The following is a 20,861-nucleotide window of genomic DNA, read 5'->3' as shown; positions in this document are numbered from 1 at the left end:
AAGCAGAAAATTATACTCTTATCAGCTTATAGCTCCAACAATTTTTTTTCGGCCCGGTTCAGTATGGTGCAGCCGCCGCGCGTGACAATTACATCGTCCTCGATGCGCACCCCTCCCCAGCCGTCAATGTAGATGCCGGGTTCAATGGTTACTACGTTGTTAGCCTTCAGCTTATCATCCGAAAGCGGCGACACGCGGGGACCCAGATGGATAAAATAGCCGATACCGTGACCGGTCCCATGACCGAATTTCGTGCCGTACCCGGCTTTCTTGATGATATTCCGGCACACCGCATCGACCGCTCGCGCCGAAACCCCGGCCTTGACCTTCCTGATCCCGGCCAACTGCGCCCTGAGCACGATCCCGTAGATTTTCTTCTGTCGCGCCGTTGCCCGGCCGACCACCACCGTGCGGGTTATGTCCGAGACATACCCGTTGACCGTGGCGCCAAAGTCAAGAGTGACGAAATCTCCCCTGGCCAGCTTCTTGCTCGACGCCGTCCCGTGGGGCATGGCCGAACGGTGACCTGATGCTACAATGGTCTCGAAAGCGGGTCGTTCGGACCCGAGCATGGTCATCTGGTACTCGAGCTCGGCGGCCAGTTCTCGTTCGCGGATACCCGGGGCCATCAGCGCCAGAATGCGGTCAAAGGCAGTGTCCGAGATGGCCACGGCTTTGCGGATACTGTCCAGTTCCGCGGAGTTTTTCACCCAGCCAAGCCGGGCCAGGGGCCCGTCGGCCTTCACCAGCAACACGTCCGGCAGGGCCTGAGCAAGCTGTTCGCGGGCACCAACGGTCAGGTATTCGGCGCTGAAACCGTATCTCCTGTTCCGAACATTGAGATCGGGGAATTGCTTCAGGGCTGCAATGAGCGCTGTCTTCACCGTGTGCACTTTCGCCCCCCTGATCTGTTTTTTCGCCTGGATGGTGTACCGTGAGTCAGTGTAAAACTCCGCACCACGGCGGTTTACGATCAGCAGACCGGCCGTGCCGGTGAAGCCCGTGAGGTACCGAATGTGGTCGAGATGAGTGACGATTAACCCGTCCAGATTATCCGCCATGAGGTTTTTGCGCAGCTCGTTAAGTCGTTTGCTGGACATGGTCAGTGTTCCCTTTCTCCGGCCTTTTTCTCGGCCTCGCGGAGTTTCTCGTGCAAGCGGGGATTATCGCAGTCCTCATTGAGTCTGCGAAATACTTTGACGGCCAGGCGGGGGTAGCCTTGAGCCAGGTAGAGATCGCCCATGGTCTCGGTAAAAAAGAGCACTTCACGGGTGGCCCCTCCGGCGCCGGTCGCGGCCGTCTCCTCGCCGCGCCGCAGTGCGATGGTACGGGTTCGCTCCTTCTCGCGATGTTTCAGTGCACATTTCAGGCCGCGGCAACGGGGGTCAATCTCGATGACACGCTGGTACTTGGCCATGGCCGCGGGCACGTCGCCCCCGGCATAGTTGATGTCACCCAGGTACTTCAGGGCCATGATGTTATCGGGATCTTGCGACAACACATGGTAGAACTGCTCGGTAGCGGATTCAACCTGTCCCGCAAGGTAAAGCGCTGTCGCGTATATCAGCCGGCCCGAGGTAAGCCGGGGATTGTCCTGAAGGTGTCTACTGCAAATCTCGACGGCGTTCGAGTACCTGCCCTCGGCAAGATGTCTGGCGGCGTTTGCCGGCCAGTAGCCCTGTACCGCAAGTTCGTCGATCAACGATCCGTCCGCTTCGGTGTCTTTTGCAGTCATAAGCTCACAAGAAAGACAGATTGGCGCCAAAAAGCAAGCCGGGCAACCCGGACGGCGAGCCGGCGGCACCCAGACGGCATCACGATAACTTCCTTATGAGGGCGCTGGTCGACTGACCTCTGGTCAGACGCACGCGTTCGACCCGGCCGCCGGAGGATCGCACAAAGTCGGCCCCGACGATCTGGGCGAGTTTGTAGTCGGCTCCTTTGACCAGGACGTCGGGTCTGATCTGCCGAATCAGCTTCTCCGGTGTATTCTCCCCGAACACGACAACGTAATCCACGGCCGAGAGCGCCAGGAGGACGGCCGCCCGGTCGTTTTGTTTTTGCACGGGGCGTCCCGGCCCCTTCAACCTCCGGGCCGAGGCGTCCGAGTTCAGGCCGACGATAAGCACGTCCCCGTAAGATTTCGCTCCGGCCAGATACTCCACGTGGCCCCGGTGCAGGATGTCAAAGACGCCGTTGGTGAATACGATGGTTTTCTTGCGACGTCGCAGCCGGTTCACCTCGGCGGCGACGTCCCGGCGGCGAAGGAGACTGGAATTCTTCACTTGAAACCCGAATCGCTTCTCACAAAACGTGACCGGAATCGCTCCCGGCCGACGCTACGTTACCGTTCCTGATGTTTCGATTCAGCTCTTTCATGAGCTGATCAGCCGTAACCGTGGCCGTCCCCACTTCGGCTACCGTGCAACCGGCCCCGGCGTTGGCCACAATGGCCGCCTCAACCAGGTCCGCGCCGGCACAGACGGCCGAAACGAAGGTTGCGATCACGGTGTCTCCCGCCCCGGTGACGTCGTAGACGTGACGCGCGAAAGTGCGTATGTGAGTGGCCTCGTGGCCCACGCGGAACAGCGACATCCCCTCGCGGCCGCGAGTGATAAGTATGGCTTTTGCCTCCAGTTTTTCCAGGAGGCCCTGGCCGACCGCAATCAGATCCTCCATACTGTTTATCCGCCGCCCGTAGGCAAAACCGGCTTCATGGTGGTTCGGCGTGATAAGCGACACCTTCCGGTAGTCGTGGAAGCGCGTCTCCTTGGGATCAACGGCGAGGAAAACGTCCCTAGTCAGGCAGACGTCAATCACCTTCTCGAGCAGGGGCAGGGTGATCACACCTTTGCCGTAGTCGGACACGATAACGGCCGAGCACTCATCGACGGCGGAAAGGAACGCCTGCATGACCTGCTGCTCGACGGTCGGCCCGAGGCCGTGGCGTTTTTCACGGTCGGCGCGCACCACCTGCTGGCTGTGCGCAATGATGCGGGTCTTGATAGTGGTCGGCCTGGAGGGATCCGTAACCAAAAGGCTGTCGTCAATGCCCTTTTCCCGAAAGAGCGCGGTGAGCTTTCCGCTGGCGTCGTCGTCCCCGACGACGCCGATCAGGGCCGGCCGGTCGCCCAGGGCGCGGATATTGGCCGCCACGTTGGCCGCTCCACCCAGCAGAAGACGGGTTGAGTCTACCTCCACCACCGGCACCGGAGCTTCCGGCGAGATGCGGCCCACTTTCCCGTAAAGGTACTCGTCCAGCATCACATCGCCGAGAATAAGCACCCTGGAGCGGCCAATGCCGGCCGTTATCTCGTCAACACGATGTGGCTTCAGTGGCATCGACGCATCCCGACAGGTTTCTTCTTGTCAAACCCGATGCTTCGCTCGTTTTTTGTTGGGTTGACATGGACGGGCAATATATTACAATGGTTGTCCCTGTACAAGCAAGCAAAACCTGTCAGTTTGAAAGGATAGCTAAATGGTTCAGCCTCAACAGCAACTCAATATCGAGTTGGGAGAGAAGGAGGCCGAGGGGATTTACGCCAACCTGGCCATGATCACCCACTCGCCGACGGAGATAATCATCGATTTCGCCCGGGTTATGCCGCGCTCACCGAAAGCGCGGGTTCAGTCCAGGATAATCATGACGCCGATGCACGCCAAGCTCCTGCACAAGGCCCTGGCCGAGAACCTGAAGAAATTCGAGGCACAGTTCGGCGAGATCAAGCTGCACGGCGCTCCTCACGGCACCTCCAAACCGATTGGATTCGAATCCACGAGCGAAACGGGCGGTGACAAGTGACCCGGGGATACGTCAGTATCGTTCTGCACAGCCACCTGCCGTACGTGCTGTCACACGGGCGCTGGCCTCACGGCACCGACTGGTTGAGCGAAGCTGCGGCCGAGACGTACCTGCCGATGTTGCGGATTATCAACGAACTGGTCGGTGAAGGATGCCGGCCGAAACTGACGATCGGCCTCTCGCCCGTTCTCTGCGAACAGCTTGCCGACGCCTCTTTCAAGGAAGAACTCGTCAGTTACGTGAACCACAAGCTTGAAGCTGCCCGGCACGACCACGAGGAGTTTTCGCGCTACGACGAGACCGACATGCTCGCCAACGCCCGTCTGTGGGAACGGTTTTACGGGCTCACGCTGGAGCACTTTAACAACGTCAACCAGGATATCGTTGGGGAATTCCGGCGTTTGCAGGACGCCGGTCACGTGGAGATCATGACCTGCGGCGCTACCCACGGTTACTTCCCCCTGCTGTCGCGGGATGAATCCGTCCAGGCCCAGACCAAGGCGGCCGTGAAGAATTACCAGAAGCATTTCGGGTGCAAGCCGCCCGGTATGTGGCTGCCGGAGTGCGCCTACCGGCCACGGTACGAATGGAAACCACCGGTGCCCATCGGGGGCGATCAATCGGCCTATATGCGCAAGGGGGTCGATGAACTCCTGAGCGAAAACGGCCTGGACTTCTTTGTCGTGGACAACGCGTTGCTCAAGGGCGGGAAGTCCATCGGCGTGTACATAGACCGGTTCGAGGCGCTCAAGCTCCTGTGGGGGCAGTTCCAAAAGAGCTACCAGCCCCGGGCCGAGGAAGCGGACAAGTCGCCGCGCGAGGTCTACCTGGTATCATCGGCCCCGGAAGGCAAGAAACCGACGGCCGTGTTTGCGCGCGACCCGGACACCGGCCTCCTGGTCTGGTCCGGGGAATGGGGGTATCCCGGCGACGGTCACTACCTTGATTTCCACAAGAAACGGTTCCCCGGCGGTCTGCGCCACTGGGCGGTGACGTCGCCCAAATCCGACCTGGCGGACAAGACGGTGTACCATCACGAATCGGCGTTGGAGCGAGTCACGGAGAACGCCGCCCATTTTGCCGGCAAAGTGCGTGACATCCTTACCACCTACCATGACGAAACCAAGCGGGCAGGTATCCTTGTCGCCCCTTTCGACGCCGAGCTGTTCGGCCACTGGTGGTTTGAGGGGCCGTTGTTCCTCAAGGAGGTTATCAGGCACGTTTCCACCAGTAAGGAACTCGAACTGACGTTTCTCGGCGAACACCTGAAACGCAGCAAACCGGACAGGGTAGTGTCCCTCCCCGAAGGAAGCTGGGGACAGGGCAACCACCACTACATCTGGCTCAACGAACAGACCGAGTGGACCTGGAAGCACATCTACGAGTGCGAGGCCCAGATGTGCCGGCTGGCCCGGTTCTGGCTGGACAACCCGGATCGGCACGATCACGACCTCGAAGTGATCCTCAAGCAGCTCGCGCGTGAGGTGATGCTCCTGTCCGCGTCCGACTGGCAGTTCCTGATCTCGACCTGGGCGGCGCGAGATTACGCGGAGATGCGTGTATCAGAACACTACGAGGATTTCAAGCGACTGGTGTCGATGGCGGACCGCAAAATCAACAGGGAGGAGATATCGGACGGAGACTGGTTCTTCCTCGATGACTGCTGCCAGCGTGACCGCCTGTTTCCGGAAATTGAAATCGAGTGGTTCGCAAAGGTCGAGTTCCCGGCGTAGGGACCGGCGGCAGCTTACGTTTTAACTTGCACGGCGGCCGGCGGCTGGCTCATAATGCCGCATGGCCGTCGTCAGGGAAACAGTCAAGTGCCCGTACTGCTTTGAGCCGATCATGGCCAAAGCCACCAGGTGCAGACACTGCCACGCCGACCTGGTATCAACGACCAGGAAGAGGACTTTCGGAAAGCACAACACCTTTCGTACCGGTTTCCTGGCCGGTGTGCTCTTCACCATTATTATGGCGGTGCTGATCTACCTGCAGTTTAGCTCGTAGCTGAATCAGTGGTGGCTGGTCGGGCGGTCACACTTCCCGCAGGATCTCATCGACTTTCCCGAGCACGGCGTCAACCGTGATTTCCTTCATGCAGCGCATGAAGTCATCCCCCTTGTTGGGGCACCTGTTCTTGACGCAACTGATGCATGCAAGATTGTCACGGTAGATTAGTCTCTTGCGGTCTGAGATCGGCGAGGTCTCCTTTGGATCGTCAGCGCCCGACAGGACAACCAGGGGGCTTCCAACGGCCGCCGCCAGGTGCGCCGGTCCGGAATCATTGCCGATGAGCAGATCCGCGCGCGCAAACACCGCCGCCAGTTCCGTCAGCGACGTCTTCCCGGCAAGGTTAACCACCCGGCTGCGGTCGACAGCCTCCACAATGTCGTCGCCGGCTTTCCGGTCGTCGCTCGAACCGACCAGGACAACCTTGAGCCGGCTCCTGTTTAACAACTCGAGGATCAACTCCGTGTAGCGGTCAATCCCCCAGCGCCTGGATTCAGCCACGGCCCTGAAAGCGATAGCGACATAGTCGTCGTCGGGCGCTACGTCAAACCCGGCAAGTAGTCTCTCGCCGGCCTGAACGTCGGTTTCGGCCAGGAACAGGCGGGGCTGCACGTACTCCAGTTCAACCCCGGAGGCCCGCCGCAGGAGATTGAAATAAACGCGGGACCGGTGCTCGGAGTTCAGTGGAGCCGGCAGGGGCAACGGACGCGTCAACAGCAGCCGGCGGCCATCCGCTATGTAGCCGATGCGTTCGCGAATCCCCACCAGCTTGAACGCCGACGCCGCCCCGAACGACGGCGGAAGAATGAACCCGATGTCAAACTTCCCCGGGGCGATTATCTCCTTGATCTTGACCACGCCGATCAGCCCGTGAACGTGTCGGAGGGGAATGCTCAGCGTGCCGTCAACGGCCGGATTACCGGTGTACAGCTCAACGAGGTGCTCCGGCGCAAGTACTGTCACCGTCGAACCCGGGTACGCCTCGCGAGCCTCGTTGATCATGGGCATCGCCATGATGCAGTCACCCAGGTGGTTGGGTGCGCGGATCAGGATATTCCGAATCATCAGCTCGTAAACTTGCCTTCCAACTCAACCCTGTTGACGAGGTACTTCCTCAGTTCATCAAGGTACCTGTCTCTGCTCTCGAGGTAAAATATCTTACTTTCCAGGAAGGTCAACCGGGAAATCTGGCCGTCAGCCAATCGGGATCTGGCAATCTCCAGCTTATCGCTGGCCAGTTCGATCTGTTTGCGCATGATCTCCAGGCGGCGATAGCTGACGTCAAGCTGGTTGGCCAGGCTGGTAATATCGGCGCGCGCCTTCGTCCGTTCGCCGTCGTATTCCAACCGTGCCTGCTCGGCCTCGAACCGCGCAGCTTTGACCGCCGCACCGCCGGCCCCGCCGTCCCACAACGGCAGCTTGAACTCCAGGGTCACGCCCCAGCCGGCCGTGCTAATGTCATCATCGCTCGTCACCAAGCCCTGAGTCGACTGGTCATATCGTTCCGCCTCGACCCTCTGCCGACCGAAGGAGTAATCCGCTTTCAGGTCGCCCGTCAGGCCGTGACCGGCCGCGGCGTAATCGGCAGATCGCTTCGCCTTGGCAAAAACCAGCTCGGCCTTACGTATCGGCACCGACTGTTCCCAGGCCGCGATCAGCCGTTGCTGAACGGCACCGCCCAGGTGTCCGGATATGACGGGTTCCGACGGATTCAGAGCCTCGGTTACACCGGCGTCGAGCAGCGTGGCCAGTTCACGCTGACGATCTCTCGCCTGCATCTCGATCTCGAAACTCTCCAGTTCGGCATCCAGGCGGGCGGACGCGGAGACAAGGAAGTCATCCTCGGAGACGATTCCGTCTTGAAGTTTCATGGAGTCGATGTCGGCTTTCAAGCGGGCTGACTCCAGCTTGTCCGAATAAAGCTCCTCCCGTATGGAAAGCTGCAGAACGCCCATGTACGCCTCGATAACCTCCGTGGTCAGGGCCGCCTGTTCCTCGTGCCGGGCAAGGCGGGCAATCTCAAAGTCGTCTTTCTTGTTGTGCAGCTCGAACTTGGCCGCCGAAGGACGAAACAACTGCTGCTCCAGGGAGAACCTGAAAAACCCGCGGCTTGACAATTCGTCGACAAAGTAGCCGGAATCGGCGCTGTACCGGGTGTACGGATACCGGCTGTCGAGGCGCGCCAGGTTGGCGGTGGCAACGAACGTGCCCCCGACTACCGGTACGCTCTGCTTTAACTCGATGAAAGAGTTGAGCGTGAAATCGCGCGTCTTGTACAACCGCTTTTCCGGGTCCGCCCCGAACAGCCGATAGGACTCGTCATTCGTGTAGGCCGGCGCGTTCCCCTGGATGGAGATCTCCGGCAACAGGAAGTTGATGCGGCGGGCGTAGTAGTTCTGCTCGGCCACTTCCTCCCGGCCCCTGATAATTCCTCCCCGGGCGCTGCGGTCAACGGCCATGTCGATGGCTTCATCGAGCGTGATGTCACGGGGATAAGCGCACGTCGCCGCTGCGACCGCAAGCGCAAAACCAAAAAAAACCAGCCGGCGCCGGCAGATTGAGCTGTAAACAGATTGCAATGGCAGCATGGGAAAAACCTCGCACAGCAGGGTGGTTATTCATATCTCAGGGCGTCGATCACGTCGATCTTAGCCGCTTTGTGGGCGGGGAAAATGCCGAAGACCGTGCCGACCGTAGTCGACACGACTACCGCGAGGACAATAGAGAACACGGAGACGACGGTCGGCCAGCCCGCATAAAACGAGATGGCCCGTGAAATGATCAGACCGAGCGCCAGGCCGATGCTGCAGCCGATCAGGCAGATCGTCACCGCCTCGACCAAAAACTGGAACATGATGTCACCGCGCGTGGCGCCGACCGCGCGCCGAATGCCGATTTCCCGCGTGCGCTCCAGCACCGTCGCCAGCATGATGTTCATTATGCCGATGCCGCCGACCAGCAGCGACAGCCCGGCAATGGCCCCCATCACGATGTTGAATATCCGTTGCGTCTTCTGCGACTGCCGCAGCAACGACTCGGGCACCACGACCTCGTAATCTTCAACGCCCCCGTGGCGGCGCCGCAGGATGCGCTCGACGAGTTTTGTCACCGCCCTGACGTGGTTCAGGTCGGTCACCGTGATGGTCAACTGGTCGATCTCCGGCACGTTATACGCCGTCTCGGCGCTGCTTTCCACGCGTCCGTGGTGAAATACCATGTTCTCGGTCATCGGCTCCACCCGGTCGAACTTCTTCCGAGCGGTGTTAAAGGGAATGTAGACGTCTTCGTTGAAATTCTTGAGCCGTAATCCTTCCACCTTGCCGCGGCCGATGTACTTGTCGGCCATAATGCCGACGACGGAGAAATCCTGGTCGCCGATCCGCACCGTCTGGCCGATCGGATCCTCAAAGGCAAAGAGACTCCGCTTGGCCTTGGCCCCCAGAACGCAGACCTGAGCCGAGGCCGTGTTGTCGCTCTTGGCGATAAACCGGCCGTAGTCGACCTCGATGGACGAGGAGTAAATGAACTCCGGAATGGTCGCGACTACGCGGACGGCCGCCTCGCTGCTGCCGTGGCTGATGGTGCTGAGAGGTTCGAAGCGCTGCGGGACGACGTTCGATACCAGTTCGGTAAACCGTCCGATGTTCTCGCCGTCGGCCAGGGACAACCCCAGCGAACGCTGGAAACCCTCGGCGGAACCGGCCTCTTCCTCCGGAACGCGAGCGTTCACAATGATATTGTTGATGCCGAGGACTTCAATCTCCTCAAGCGCGGCCTTTTCAGCCCCCTCGCCGATGGAAAGCATGGCAATAACGGCGGCCACGCCGATAATGACGCCGAGCATCGTCAGAAACGTGCGCAGCTTGTGCGTGCCCAGCGATTCAATTGAAATCTGAACCGTCCGGCGGTACTCCATTACCGCGATCCCCGCCCGCCGGGCCGCTGCCCACCTTCCGGGCGCTGCGGAACCTCCCGCCCCTTGTTCATCTCCGGTTCGGTGGCACGATCACCGGGGAGGCCTTGCGTCTCGAGCGTGGGATCGACCAGGCAGATCGTTTCGCCGCCTTCCAGCCCGGCGAGGATCTCGATATCCATATCGTTGCGCCGCCCCACTTCGACCTCTCGCGGTTTGCGATTCTCCAGGTAGACCAGCGTCCGCCCCTCCTTCTCGAACACCGCCTCGAGCGGGACGGATACAACGTCGCCCAGGCGGCTGATAACAATGCGTCCGGAGGCCGACATGCCCGGCTTCAGGTCGTCGTCCTTGTCCAGTATGTCGATCTCAACGTCAAAAACGTTGATCTTGGAGCCGGGCTCTTTCCGGCGCGCCAGCGTCCCCTTCTTCCTGACCTGCCCGCGATACGTCATGCCGGGGAAGGCATCCAGGCTGACAATCACCGGCTGGCCGGAATCGACCTTGGCGGCGTCCACCTCGGACACGGTGGCCTTGACAATCATCTCGGAGAGATCGGGAAGGTTGACCAGCCCCTGCCCGGGCCAGGGGGAATCACCCTCCTGAAGCTTACTCATGGTGCTGCCCTTCCAGATTTCAAGATAGACGACCATGCCCGGTATCGGTGCCGTCATCGTCATCTGGGCCAGTTCGCGTTCGGCCTTGTTGACCTTCTCCTGGGCGCGCTGGACCTCAAGCTCGGCCTTCTGGACGTCCGAACGAATCTGATCCAGCTTGGCGTCGAAATTCAACTCGGCCAGCTCCAGCTCGAGTTTGGCTTCCTCGGCCGCGCGGGGGGCCTCGTGCTTTTTCTCGTCATAGTTGCGCCGGGCCTGTTCCAGGTTCAGGTTCAACTGTTTCTCCTGGATGGAGTACTCCTGATTGGCCCGGGCCAGGTTGGTCTCCGCGATTTTCAGCGACGATTCGTTGTCAGTCAGATCGGCCTGTTGCGAGGTAGCGTCAAACGTGATCACGGGGTCGCCGGCCTTCACTATCGAACCCTCCGGCGCCAGCCACGTAACCTGAAGGTTTCGGATGCGCGGCGTGCTCAGCACAAAGGCCTGCTTGGCGTCGATCTCGCCCGTCACACTGAGCGATATGAGAAACTCTCCGTTCTTTACAACGGCCGTGGCGATCTCCACCGACGTCGAGAAAATGGCGGTCACGCCGAGATACCCCCCGAGGATGACGACTACGATAACGACTGCATATATCAGCTTTTTCAAGATCAACCTTTCTGCCTATGTCCAGGGGTAATATACACGACCCTGCCCGTTGCAAGTGATCAAATCGGTCACGCCGAACCGATTGCGGTGAAATGTCTTCATTCAAATACTTTTACGCTCGCACGGCGACTTCGGTTTCAGGATCCCGGCAACTTCCACCGGCGGTGCGTCCACAGCCACTGGTCAGGGTATCGCCGTATCTGTTCCTCGAAGAACCGCGTATATTTTTCCGTTATCTGACGAACGGCTTGCTCCTCATCTTCCAAACGGGGCGGGTAGATGGCCTGCCCGGCGATTACGACGTGCCGGTCGTACCGCTCCCGGCGCAGCAGGTACGGGATAATCGGGCTGCCCGCTTTCAGCGAGAACAGGGCCGGTCCCCTGACCGTGGCCGCCGGGCGGCCGAAAAAATCCAGGACCACCGCCGCCGATGCCGCGTGCTGGTCCGGCACGATAGCCACAACCTGGTTCGCGCGGAGCGCCCGAAACACCTCCCTGGCCCCCGACGGCAATTGGATGACGCCCACGCCCCAGGTCTTGCGAAAGCTGAGCAGCAACTCGTCGAACTTACGATTGTGCTGCGTTGCCACCACAAAACTGACCGCCGACGCTACGGTCGCCAGCCATGCGCCCAGCAACTCCCAGTTACCGAAGTGCGCCGTCAGAAAAATCGCCCCTTTGCCCTCCGCCTGCACCTTCATAATCTGGTCAGCACCCGCACCAACCGTGATCCGCTTCACCTCGTCGCGCGTCATCACGGGAAACCGGGCCACCTCGACGGCCGTCCGCCCCGCGTTCTGGAAGACCCGCCGGGTGAGGGCGCGAAGCTCATCGTCGCTGTAATCACTTCCGAGCGCGCGCTTGAGATTGTCAAACGCGATCCGGCGACGTGACGAAATCAGTGCGTGGGCGATACTGCCCAGGGCGGCGCCGAAACGGTCCGCCGTACGCGGCGCCACGCTCTGAGCCAGCCGCGTCAGCGCGAGAGCGGCCAGGTACTCGATCCGGTCACTTACCGTCGCCACGGCTCGTCTTCGTCGTCTGTCCGTTCGGGATTCTCCGGATCGCCGTAATCGAAATCCGTCGAGTGCAGGCGTTCCTGTTCTTCCCACTGCTTGTAGTACTTCCGGCGTCTCCTGAACTGGAGAATTGCCCCGACGATAACCACCACCGCCAGAGCCAGCCAGAGCCATATTGTATCCATGAACAGCGTTACAATGTTAAATCGCTTTAACACAAATAAGCGAAATTCCGCCTCGAAGTCATCATAATTCGAACCCGTCGAGGCCATCAGCGCCTCGTCGACCGACCCGCCCGAAGCCAGCACGTCAAGCAGGAGATTGGCCGCCTCCGGGCCGTAACCCTCGAAAAGGTAGGTCACGGCCAGGTACGACTCGGCGTAGGCCACGTGTGCTTTGCCGGCGTTGAAGCGGTTCAGCCGGTCAACATCGCGCAGCGGGATTACCTGTCCGAACACCGCCGCCTTGCTCATGGCCAGGTTGTCCGACCAGCTCCACTCCCGCGACACCGTCATGGCCAGCCCTTCGTGGAGCCATCGCGGCGCCAACCCGAGGCCGACCCGGTGGTCCAGCGCAAGGTGCGCATACTCGTGGGCCAGCATCTCGCCCAGACCGCGATTGAGATTGAAGTGGTCCGGCGACTTGATGACAATCCGGCCCCTGTGCGGCACTGCCGCCGCCGCTCCCCAGTCCGGAAACCCGCCGCCGATCAGGGCCGTAAACCGGCCCAGGTCCTTCACAAGGTGCACCTCCGGTTTATAGTCGAGGGTATCCCGCAGAAGTGCCTCCAGCCGTGCACGCGCATCGTTAAGAACCGAATCCGCCGTTTCGATATAGTGCGGTGAGTCAAAGTAATAGATGAAATGATCCCGCTGGACCGGCTCAGACGACGGCTGCGCAGACGACGTCCCGCACGCAGCAAGCCACAGCATGAAAGCCGCAAGCCCGTATCGTAACGGTAGCTTGACCATTTCTCTAATATAGTAACTGACAGGGCAAAAGAAAGCGCGGCGGGTGGCTATTGCCGCGGCAGCAGCAAGAAGCATTTCCGATGGACAAATGCGTTGGGGATGTTTTTATTGTACCGGGGCGGCGTATTTACCCCGCGAGTTTACAGCATCCACCCCTGATGATTAGTGTCCGGTGAATGATACCGGGAGAATACGTCTGACATGGGCATTCTCGGCACAAGACGGCGACCACACGGCACAGCAGCCCTGGCGTTGCTACTCTTGCTGGCGTCTGCACCATTGGCGGGTGAGCGGCCGGGCCCGCGGCCTGTCGGCAAGAACGAACTGGTCGTCTCGCAGACGCTTCACAACCAGGGCAACATTCAGTTTACCTTCATGAACGACGGGAACTTCGCCTGGACCCCGAGGTGGGACCCCGCGGTGGATCCGGTCACCGGGGACCGTGTGATTTACTGCATCTACCCAAGAAACTCGGACAACGTATATATGCTTATGGCCAGCCTGGCCGTCGGCGGCGTGGTTGACGGCGACACCCTTGTCACCTGTGCAGAGTTCTGGCCCGACCTTACGCCCTACGGTGCCTTCGACTACCAGTCGATAGATGTCTCGCGCGCCCTGTACTCCGAAAAAGCCCATTCCATGTATGACATCATCTGCCAGTACTCCGATACCTGTACCGATCCCAACCTTGTCAGTCGTTGGCATGTTCCGCTGGAGCTCACCGTCAAACAGCGTTCCATGGCCTGGTCGGGCGGCAGGATCGGTGAGTTCATCCTGTTCGACTTTGAAGTGACGACCACCGGGACAAAGCGAATCGAGGATGTCTTCGTCGGCTTCCACTTTGCCACCGGCGTGGGTCACTGGACCTGGCCGACTTCGTCTGGCAATTTATGGGGGTTTCTGAAAAGCCGACCCTCGCCGGAGGGCTGCGACTACCGGGACATCGTAAACGTCGCCTACTTCATGGAGAATGACGGCTCCCCGGTTGACGGCAGGTTTGACTATCGATCCCCCCTTGCCGCCATGGGCCTGAGCATCCTGGGCATGCCGTCCAGAGAGTGCATAGTCAACTACAACTGGTTCACGAGCGTACCTGGCTACGAGATGGTCTGGCACCCGCGTCGCAAGCCGAGACCGGGGGAACGCCTGCGGGACTTCGGTAGCGGATCGGAGGCGTCCTGGTTCGGCATGGACCACGCGAACCAGTACTACCTCATGAGCCATCCGGAGTTCGACTATGATGCCATAACCACCGCCATCGACAAGTCGGACCAGGGCTGGATGCCGCCACCGCCATACGCCGAGGAGATCGCCGCCGGTGACTTTGGCTTCTGTCTTCTGTCCTTCGGCCCCTTCGACCTCGGCCCCGGTAACGTCCTGCCGTTCACTATTGCCGTTGTGGCGGGCGACAGCGTGCACCACGACCCCACCGCCTACGACCGCCTTTTCAACGCCCACTTCCCCTTTACGTTCTACGAACAGCTCGACTTCTCCAACCTCGCCGAGAACGCCAAATGGGCCCGGTGGGTCTACGATAACCCCGGCGTCGATACCGATGGCGACGGCGACTCCGGGCTCTTCCGCGTCTGTAACGGCGACACCACCTGGTACCAGGGCGACGGCGTCCCCGACTTCCGCGCCGATTTGCCGCCATCGGCACCCTTCGTCAAGATTCTGCCCTCCACCGGCAAACTCATTATCCGCTGGAACGGCTATTTCTCCGAGACCACCATCGACCCCTTTACCCGGGTGAAAGACTTCGAGGGCTACCGCGTCTACGCCGGCCTGGACACCCGCAAGTCCAGCATGACCCTGCTGTCTTCATGGGACCACCACAACTTCAACCGCTACACCCTCACCCAACTGGCCGACTCCAGTTGGAAGTGGATTTGTCATGAACTGCCCTTCACGCTCGACTCGCTTACAGCGCTTTACGATAATCCCGATCTCGACCCCCTGCACTGGACCCGCGCCAACCCCCTGAACCACCTGGACACGTTTTACTACTTCACGACTCAGGACTACAATGTCTCCGACCTGACCAACCGGCGCCAGATCCACAAGGCCTACCCCGAAATCACCGTTCCGCCGCCTGAGGACTCAGCCCTCTGGACCGAAGACGAGTTGACCTACGAGCACGGCCGCCCATTACCCAAATTCTACGAGTACGAGTACGTTTACGACCGCGTCCTGCCCACCATCCCGTACTTTGTCGCCGTCACAGCCTTTGATTTCGGTTTCGCCAAGGGCGGCATCCCGGCCAAGGAGAGCAGCCTGCTGAACAACCTCATCGAAGCCTACGCCCAGATGACCGCTGACCTGGTCGAGGAAGCACAGCTCGACGCCTACGTCTATCCCAACCCCTGGCGGGTCGACGAGGACTACCACGAGCGGGGTTTCGAGAACCGCGACAACCGGCAGATTCCCGGGCGGTCGCACCGCATTCACTTCGCCAACCTGCCCAACGTCTGCAAGATCTCTATCTACTCCCTCGATGGTGACCTCATCCGCGAGATTGACCACGATTTCCCCGCCGGCGGACCTGAAGCCATGCACGACGAGTGGGACTTTATCACCGACTACACCATGCGCGTCGTCTCCGGCCTGTACTACTACGTTATCGAATCGCAAGGTCGCACCCAAATCGGCACCTTCGCGATTATCTGGTGACGTCCGAACGTCGCCAGCCGTCTTCCCTCGACGTCATCGGCCGTTCTCCCTGGACATCACCGAAGCTTAGAACATTTCCGATGGACAAATGCCTTGGAGATGTCGTTATTGTACTGGGGCGGCGTTTTTACCCCGGGAATTTACAGCATCCACCCCCGATGATTAGTATCCGGTGAACAATACCGGGAGGGTACGTCTGTCATGGGCATTCTCAGCACGAGCCGGCGCCCATACGGGACAATGGCCCTGGTGTTGCTATGCCTGCTCTTGCATGCAGCCCTGGCCTCTGCTCTGGGCGACCCCGATGACCCGTACTTCAAAATTATCCCGCACAACCAGGGCAACATTCAGCTACCCATATCGAACACGGGGGAGTTCGGCTATAGGGGCCTGGAAGGTTATGTCATCGATCCGTTCACCGGCGAGAGAATTGAAGGCCCCATTTATCCTCGGGGAAGTGACATACATACGTTGGGGGGTATGCTCAGGATTGGGGCTATTATCGGCGGCGATACCATCGCGGCCGCTCCAGGATGGACCCACTTTCTCCCGGATGTTTACCCGGCCGGGGATTTCACCATGGCATCCATCAATGTCAATCGTGACATATACTCTGAGGATGCCCACTCAGAGCTTGACCTCTACTGCGAGTTCTTCGATACTCTCAGCGTGCCGACCTGGAACCCCACCCTGGGCATTAAGGTCTCACAGCGCTCCATGGCCTGGAGTGGCGACCGCGTGGACGATTTTGTGCTGCTGGACTGGGAGCTGGCCAATATCAGCGGCAAACGCCTGACACGGGTGTACGTCGGATTCTGGAGCGGCCATGTGCATCAACACACGTCGCGACTCTTTCAGTCGACACCCCTGGTTGGGTTTCTGCGCACGTACGCCCAGGAAGATGAATGCGGTTACTACTATGATGACGTGGACGTGGCCTACGGGATGGATAACGATGGTGACCCGGTGAATGGTGCGTGGGACTATCGCTCTGCGCTGAGTGCGGTGGGTATTACGATTCTTCGGATGCCGGGCGATTCGGCGAAGGTTAATTTCAACTGGTGGGCGGGTCTATGGGACGGGGAGGTGGTGCGCAACTTCTGGGGACCCAGACGAGGCGGGACTCCGGATAACCCCCTGCGCACCGTTGACCCGCTTTCTCACGAGGACGGTGACATGTACTACTACCTGAGTCTCAGGGAATTCGACTACGACCAGATTCTCAGCGCCCTTGACTTCAGGTACGCCGGCTGGCTGCCCCCGTCACCCTTAGCTCGCGAATACGCATCCGGGGCGCCCGGCTACTTTCTTCTCTCCTTCGGCCCCTTCGACGTGGGCATTAACCAGAAGACCAGCTTTACGATTGCCGTGGTGGGCGGTGAGAACGTCCACCACGACCCCACTGCCTACGAGCGGCTCTTCAGCCCCTCATACCCCTGGCCCTACCGCGAATATCTTAATTTCTCCGAACTGGCCGAGAACGCCAAATGGGCCCGGTGGGTCTACGACAACCCCGGTGTCGACACGGACGGCGACGGCGACTCCGGGCTCTTCCGCGTCTGTAACGGCGACACCACCTGGTACCAGGGCGACGGCGTCCCGGACTTCCGCGCCGACTTCCCGCCGCCGGCACCCATGGTCAAAATCCTCCCCTCCACCGGCCAACTGGTCATCCGCTGGAACGGCTACTTCTCGGAGACTACTGTTGACCCCTTCACCCGGGTAAAAGACTTCGAAGGCTACCGCGTCTATGCCGGTCTGGACACGCGCAAGTCCAGCATGACCCTATTGTCATCGTGGGACCACCGCAACTTCAACCGCTACACCCTCACCCAGGCACCCGACTCCAGTTGGAAGTGGTTCTGCCATGAATTGCCCTTCACGCTCGATTCGCTTGCCCTTCTCTACGACGACCCCGATTTCGACCCCCTGCGCTGGACCCGCGCCAACCCGCTGAACCACCTGGACACCTTCTACTGCTTCACGACACAGGACTACAACGTCTCCGACCTGACCAACCTGCGCCAGATCCACAAGGCCTACCCCGAGATCACCGTTCCGCCGCCCGAGGATTCCACCCTCTGGACCGAGGACGAGTTGACCTACGAGCACGGCCGTCCGTTACCGAAGTTTTACGAGTACGAGTACATCTATGACCGCCTCCTGCCCACCATCCCGTACTTTGTCGCCGTCACGGCCTTTGACTTTGGTTTTGCTAAGGGGGGCATCCCGGCCAAGGAGAGCAATCTTTTGAACAACCTCATCGAGGCCTACGCCCAGATGACGGCTGACCTGGTGGAGGAGACACAGCTTAACGCCTACGTCTACCCCAACCCCTGGCGGGTCGACGAGGACTACCACGAGCGGGGTTTCGAGAACCGCGACAACCGTCAGATTCCCGGCCGGTCGCACCGCATTCATTTCGCCAACCTGCCCAACGTCTGCAAGATTTCGATCTACTCGCTCGATGGTGACCTCATCCGCGAGATTGACCACAACTTCCCCGCCGGCGGACCCGAAGCCATGCACGACGAGTGGGACTTCATCACCGACTACACCATGCGGGTAGTGTCCGGCCTGTACTACTACGTCATCGAATCGCAAGGCCGCACCCAGATCGGCACCTTCGCGATTATATGGTGACGGTATAGAGCAACGGGGGATTGCCGATTACTGCTCGTCGGTCTTGAAGAGTTCGTCGTAAATCTGTCGGGCGCGGGCATTGTGAGGATTGAGCCGCAGCGATTCCTGGATTGAAGCTTTCGCATCTTCGGGGCGTCCAAGTTGATGGTAGGACGCCGCGAGCTTCATGTGAATGTTGCTGTTGAACGGAAAGCGCAGGCGGGCGCGTTCGAGAATAAGGGCGCCTTCCACAGTCCTGCCATCTATTTCGAGCGCGGTGGCGTAGTTGATGTGAGCATCGGCGTTGTTCGGGTCGAGAGCCAGGGCACGCTGGAAACAGCGCAGCGCCGGGACGTTCTTCCCCCTTTGGCTGTGAATGTACCCGAGGTTGAGCCAGGCGCGCGCATGCGTGGAATCAACACCCACGGCACCGCGGAAGTACGACTCCGCCTTTGCCATGTCGTTCTGTTCGGCGTACGATGTTCCCAGGACGAACATATCCTCAGCCCTGACCTGGTCCGGACGAAGGCCCAGCAGATTGTGATTGCTCTCCCAGGCAAGAAGGGCGAAGAAGAACAGGAACAGCACCAGGTTCTTGCCCTGCCTCCGACGCGCAAAAGCTGCCGCTCGGTGGACCGCGTACACGGCAAACAGCAGCAAAACCGGTATGAGCGGCTGGCGAAACCGTGCGCAGACGAAAAAGAGAAGCAGCGTAAGGAGATACGATCCCGTCAGGAGATACAGCAGGAGGTGCTGCCGCCAGCGTCCCAGCGAGAGCACGATTCCGATCACCGCCAGCGGCGCCAGAAGACCATACGGAAAGTAGACCACACCGGTGAACATCAGCGGCCTGATAAGGAGCGAGTAGTCCCGCACCAGGTACACGTTCTGGTTGTTGGGGATCTCGTAACCGTTGACAAAAAGGCGCAGCTTGTGCCACAGCAGACCGACAAAGCGCCCCGGCGAACGGCTGATCTCCTGCCAGGCCATGCCGTACCAGAAGTCGGCCACCTCGGATCGTTTCAGGGGTCGTTTTGCCACGGCCTCGGCCATGGCAATGGACTGGTCATAGCCCCCCTGCCAGGTAGGATCGACACCCGGCACCGTGGCCGACCAGCCGTTGGCTTCGCGGTTGTTGCCGACAAAGAGGTTGTACCCGCCCTGCCAGGAGATGAACACCAAGTCGCGGGAAACGGCGTAATTGCGAACCGTCACGGGAAGAATAACAATGAGGGCCGCGACGCCGATAGCGACGTAGCCGATGATCGCCTTCTTCAGGCCGATGACGGGTTTTATCACCAGCCATATCCAGACAATAAGCACCGGCCCCAGCAGAAGTATGTTGGGCCGGGCCAGGGCCGCCAGGCCGAGCAACGCGCCTGACAGCACGAAATTCAGAAGGCGGGGATTGGATTCGCTTCGATACAACTGCCATATCAGCAGGGTTGTCAGAATTGTCATTATCGAGGTGATAAGCAGCGAGGCGTCGTAATATATTAATGAAGGGTATAATGCCGCCAGGCCCGCCGCCCAATAGGCCACCGACCTGCCGAACAGCCGCAGCCCCAGGGCCAGGACCAGCAGGGGCAGGAATGACCCGAGCAGGATTTGCAGTAAACGCGACCAATAAAGAGAATAGCCGGTCATCCGGTATACGGCGGCAAAGAAGTACGGATAAAGCGGGGCGCGGAAGAACGGTTCGGGATCCATGCCGGTCTCGGAATTGATTTTCTCGGCCAACTCCAGGTGATAGCGTTCATCCATGATGGGGTTGGCGACGGTCGGCAGGGTCTGGACCTGATTAAGGTAGACCAGCCGGACGGTGAAGGAGACGATCAACAGCAACAGGGGAATGAACCAATCCTGATGCCGGCGCGTCCATGTCCGAACCTGCGACTCCATAACGGGCCAAGTAAAGATCTATCCGGAGGGACCGCAAGCACAATTGCCGACGGGGCGGCGGCGCGGTCGGACCCGGGTCATTATCGACCCCGCTGTTGACAAGGCCGTTTTTTCAGCCAATATTGCAGCCGGTCAATTTGCAGTCCCCTGAACATACGGAGATCGGTATGAACATTTTCGAGTACGCCATGAAAATGGAAAGCGACGGTCGGGAATTCTACCTCGAGCACGCCGAGAAGCAGGATATCCCGGCTCTCAGAAAGATTCTTCTCGAGCTTGCTGAGGACGAGCTCAAGCACTACAACATCTTCAAGGCGCTTCGTGACGGAAAACCGGCCGAGTACAGGGAAAGCGAGAAGACCCGGATCATTACTACGGTCAAGAACGTCTTTGAGTCTCTCAAGGCCGAAGACAGGGAGTTCAGTTTTCCACGGGAGGCCAAGAACGTCTGGGAACAGGCGCGCGAAATCGAAAGAAAATCGGAAACCTTCTACCGCGAAAAGGCCGACGGAGTCGACGACGGCACCCAGAAAGGCATCCTCACCAGCATCGCTGACGAAGAGCACGAACACTGGGTCACGATGGAGAACGTCATCAGGTTTCTTGACCGGCCGAACCACTGGCTCGAGGACGCCGAGTGGTCCAACCTCGAGGATTATTGATCCGGGCACCGGCCGCCGGGCC

At 59.8% G+C, this 20,861-nt stretch carries 17 protein-coding genes; 6 read left to right on the top strand and 11 right to left on the bottom strand.

The genetic code is table 11. From position 1 onward, the window contains the following. Positions 1 to 26: 26 nt before the first annotated feature. The 4 genes from VMY05_07760 to rfaE1 all read right to left on the bottom strand — a co-directional run bounded on the left by VMY05_07760 (position 27) and on the right by rfaE1 (position 3,342). Positions 27 to 1,100, bottom strand: a complete 1,074-nt coding sequence (locus tag VMY05_07760; protein HUV30965.1) for a Xaa-Pro peptidase family protein — start codon at positions 1,098 to 1,100, stop codon at positions 27 to 29. Between the two features lie 2 nt (positions 1,101 to 1,102). Then, positions 1,103 to 1,735: a tetratricopeptide repeat protein gene (locus tag VMY05_07755; protein HUV30964.1), complete on the bottom strand. Its 633-nt coding sequence runs from the start codon at positions 1,733 to 1,735 to the stop codon at positions 1,103 to 1,105. Between the two features lie 79 nt (positions 1,736 to 1,814). Further along, positions 1,815 to 2,285 (bottom strand): D-glycero-beta-D-manno-heptose 1-phosphate adenylyltransferase, encoded by a 471-nt coding sequence (gene rfaE2 / locus VMY05_07750; GenBank protein ID HUV30963.1) that lies wholly within the window; start codon positions 2,283 to 2,285, stop codon positions 1,815 to 1,817. 19 nt (positions 2,286 to 2,304) lie between these two features. Then, entirely contained in the window at positions 2,305 to 3,342 is a 1,038-nt protein-coding gene (rfaE1, locus tag VMY05_07745) for a D-glycero-beta-D-manno-heptose-7-phosphate kinase (protein HUV30962.1), read from the bottom strand. A gap of 139 nt (positions 3,343 to 3,481) precedes the next feature. Between rfaE1 and VMY05_07740 the strand changes: the two genes are divergently transcribed. The 3 genes from VMY05_07740 to VMY05_07730 all read left to right on the top strand — a co-directional run bounded on the left by VMY05_07740 (position 3,482) and on the right by VMY05_07730 (position 5,812). Beyond that, complete coding sequence (locus tag VMY05_07740; GenBank protein ID HUV30961.1) at positions 3,482 to 3,805, top strand: DUF3467 domain-containing protein; 324 nt, start codon at positions 3,482 to 3,484, stop codon at positions 3,803 to 3,805. After that, the gene (locus VMY05_07735; protein ID HUV30960.1) at positions 3,802 to 5,538 is read left to right on the top strand and encodes a 1,4-alpha-glucan branching protein domain-containing protein; all 1,737 of its coding nucleotides are present in this window, start codon (positions 3,802 to 3,804) and stop codon (positions 5,536 to 5,538) included. The genes VMY05_07740 and VMY05_07735 overlap by 4 nt, the downstream gene beginning before the upstream one ends. Positions 5,539 to 5,599: 61 nt before the next feature. Beyond that, entirely contained in the window at positions 5,600 to 5,812 is a 213-nt protein-coding gene (locus tag VMY05_07730; protein HUV30959.1) for a hypothetical protein, read from the top strand. A gap of 27 nt (positions 5,813 to 5,839) precedes the next feature. Here the strand turns inward: VMY05_07730 and waaF are convergent, their stop codons facing one another. The 6 genes from waaF to VMY05_07700 all read right to left on the bottom strand — a co-directional run bounded on the left by waaF (position 5,840) and on the right by VMY05_07700 (position 12,983). Beyond that, positions 5,840 to 6,880 (bottom strand): lipopolysaccharide heptosyltransferase II, encoded by a 1,041-nt coding sequence (waaF, locus tag VMY05_07725; protein HUV30958.1) that lies wholly within the window; start codon positions 6,878 to 6,880, stop codon positions 5,840 to 5,842. Beyond that, positions 6,880 to 8,403 carry a TolC family protein gene (locus tag VMY05_07720; protein ID HUV30957.1) on the bottom strand — a complete coding sequence of 508 codons (1,524 nt, stop codon included), beginning with the start codon at positions 8,401 to 8,403 and terminating at the stop codon, positions 6,880 to 6,882. The genes waaF and VMY05_07720 overlap by 1 nt, the downstream gene beginning before the upstream one ends. 26 nt (positions 8,404 to 8,429) lie before the next feature. Beyond that, on the bottom strand, positions 8,430 to 9,731 hold the full coding sequence (locus tag VMY05_07715) for an ABC transporter permease (protein ID HUV30956.1): 1,302 nt from the start codon (positions 9,729 to 9,731) through the stop codon (positions 8,430 to 8,432). Then, on the bottom strand, positions 9,731 to 10,993 hold the full coding sequence (locus VMY05_07710; GenBank protein ID HUV30955.1) for an efflux RND transporter periplasmic adaptor subunit: 1,263 nt from the start codon (positions 10,991 to 10,993) through the stop codon (positions 9,731 to 9,733). The genes VMY05_07715 and VMY05_07710 overlap by 1 nt, the downstream gene beginning before the upstream one ends. Before the next feature lie 137 nt (positions 10,994 to 11,130). Further along, complete coding sequence (locus VMY05_07705) at positions 11,131 to 12,018, bottom strand: lysophospholipid acyltransferase family protein (protein HUV30954.1); 888 nt, start codon at positions 12,016 to 12,018, stop codon at positions 11,131 to 11,133. Further along, entirely contained in the window at positions 12,006 to 12,983 is a 978-nt protein-coding gene (locus VMY05_07700) for a hypothetical protein (protein HUV30953.1), read from the bottom strand. The genes VMY05_07705 and VMY05_07700 overlap by 13 nt, the downstream gene beginning before the upstream one ends. Before the next feature lie 279 nt (positions 12,984 to 13,262). On the opposite strand from VMY05_07700, the gene VMY05_07695 reads away from it, so the two are divergent. Further along, a complete protein-coding gene (locus tag VMY05_07695) occupies positions 13,263 to 15,653 on the top strand; it encodes a hypothetical protein (protein ID HUV30952.1) in 2,391 nt (796 codons plus the stop codon). Between the two features lie 201 nt (positions 15,654 to 15,854). Beyond that, the gene (locus tag VMY05_07690) at positions 15,855 to 18,296 is read left to right on the top strand and encodes a hypothetical protein (GenBank protein ID HUV30951.1); all 2,442 of its coding nucleotides are present in this window, start codon (positions 15,855 to 15,857) and stop codon (positions 18,294 to 18,296) included. A 27-nt stretch (positions 18,297 to 18,323) separates the two neighbouring features. Here the strand turns inward: VMY05_07690 and VMY05_07685 are convergent, their stop codons facing one another. Then, a complete protein-coding gene (locus VMY05_07685) occupies positions 18,324 to 20,177 on the bottom strand; it encodes a tetratricopeptide repeat protein (GenBank protein HUV30950.1) in 1,854 nt (617 codons plus the stop codon). Between the two features lie 167 nt (positions 20,178 to 20,344). Here VMY05_07685 and VMY05_07680 point away from each other — a divergent pair, with 167 nt between their 5' ends. Further along, complete coding sequence (locus tag VMY05_07680) at positions 20,345 to 20,839, top strand: ferritin family protein (protein HUV30949.1); 495 nt, start codon at positions 20,345 to 20,347, stop codon at positions 20,837 to 20,839. Positions 20,840 to 20,861: the final 22 nt, after the last annotated feature.

This window comes from Acidobacteriota bacterium, assembly GCA_035529075.1.
Lineage (GTDB): Bacteria > Zixibacteria > MSB-5A5 > GN15 > FEB-12 > DATKXK01.
Note: the sequence above shows the minus strand (reverse complement) of the source record. Positions and strands in the feature narration are given on the sequence as shown.

Bases quoted from the DNA above. Each gene is read 5' to 3' on its own strand.
- VMY05_07760 (HUV30965.1), bottom strand. From the start codon at position 1,100: ATGTCCAGCAAACGACTTAACGAGCTGCGCAAAAACCTCATGGCGGAT.
- VMY05_07755 (HUV30964.1), bottom strand. From the start codon at position 1,735: ATGACTGCAAAAGACACCGAAGCGGACGGATCGTTGATCGACGAACTT.
- rfaE1 (HUV30962.1), bottom strand. From the start codon at position 3,342: ATGCCACTGAAGCCACATCGTGTTGACGAGATAACGGCCGGCATTGGC.
- VMY05_07740 (HUV30961.1), top strand. From the start codon at position 3,482: ATGGTTCAGCCTCAACAGCAACTCAATATCGAGTTGGGAGAGAAGGAG.
- VMY05_07730 (HUV30959.1), top strand. From the start codon at position 5,600: ATGGCCGTCGTCAGGGAAACAGTCAAGTGCCCGTACTGCTTTGAGCCG.
- waaF (HUV30958.1), bottom strand. From the start codon at position 6,880: ATGATTCGGAATATCCTGATCCGCGCACCCAACCACCTGGGTGACTGC.
- VMY05_07720 (HUV30957.1), bottom strand. From the start codon at position 8,403: ATGCTGCCATTGCAATCTGTTTACAGCTCAATCTGCCGGCGCCGGCTG.
- VMY05_07715 (HUV30956.1), bottom strand. From the start codon at position 9,731: ATGGAGTACCGCCGGACGGTTCAGATTTCAATTGAATCGCTGGGCACG.
- VMY05_07700 (HUV30953.1), bottom strand. From the start codon at position 12,983: ATGGTCAAGCTACCGTTACGATACGGGCTTGCGGCTTTCATGCTGTGG.
- VMY05_07690 (HUV30951.1), top strand. From the start codon at position 15,855: ATGGGCATTCTCAGCACGAGCCGGCGCCCATACGGGACAATGGCCCTG.
- VMY05_07685 (HUV30950.1), bottom strand. From the start codon at position 20,177: ATGGAGTCGCAGGTTCGGACATGGACGCGCCGGCATCAGGATTGGTTC.
- VMY05_07680 (HUV30949.1), top strand. From the start codon at position 20,345: ATGAACATTTTCGAGTACGCCATGAAAATGGAAAGCGACGGTCGGGAA.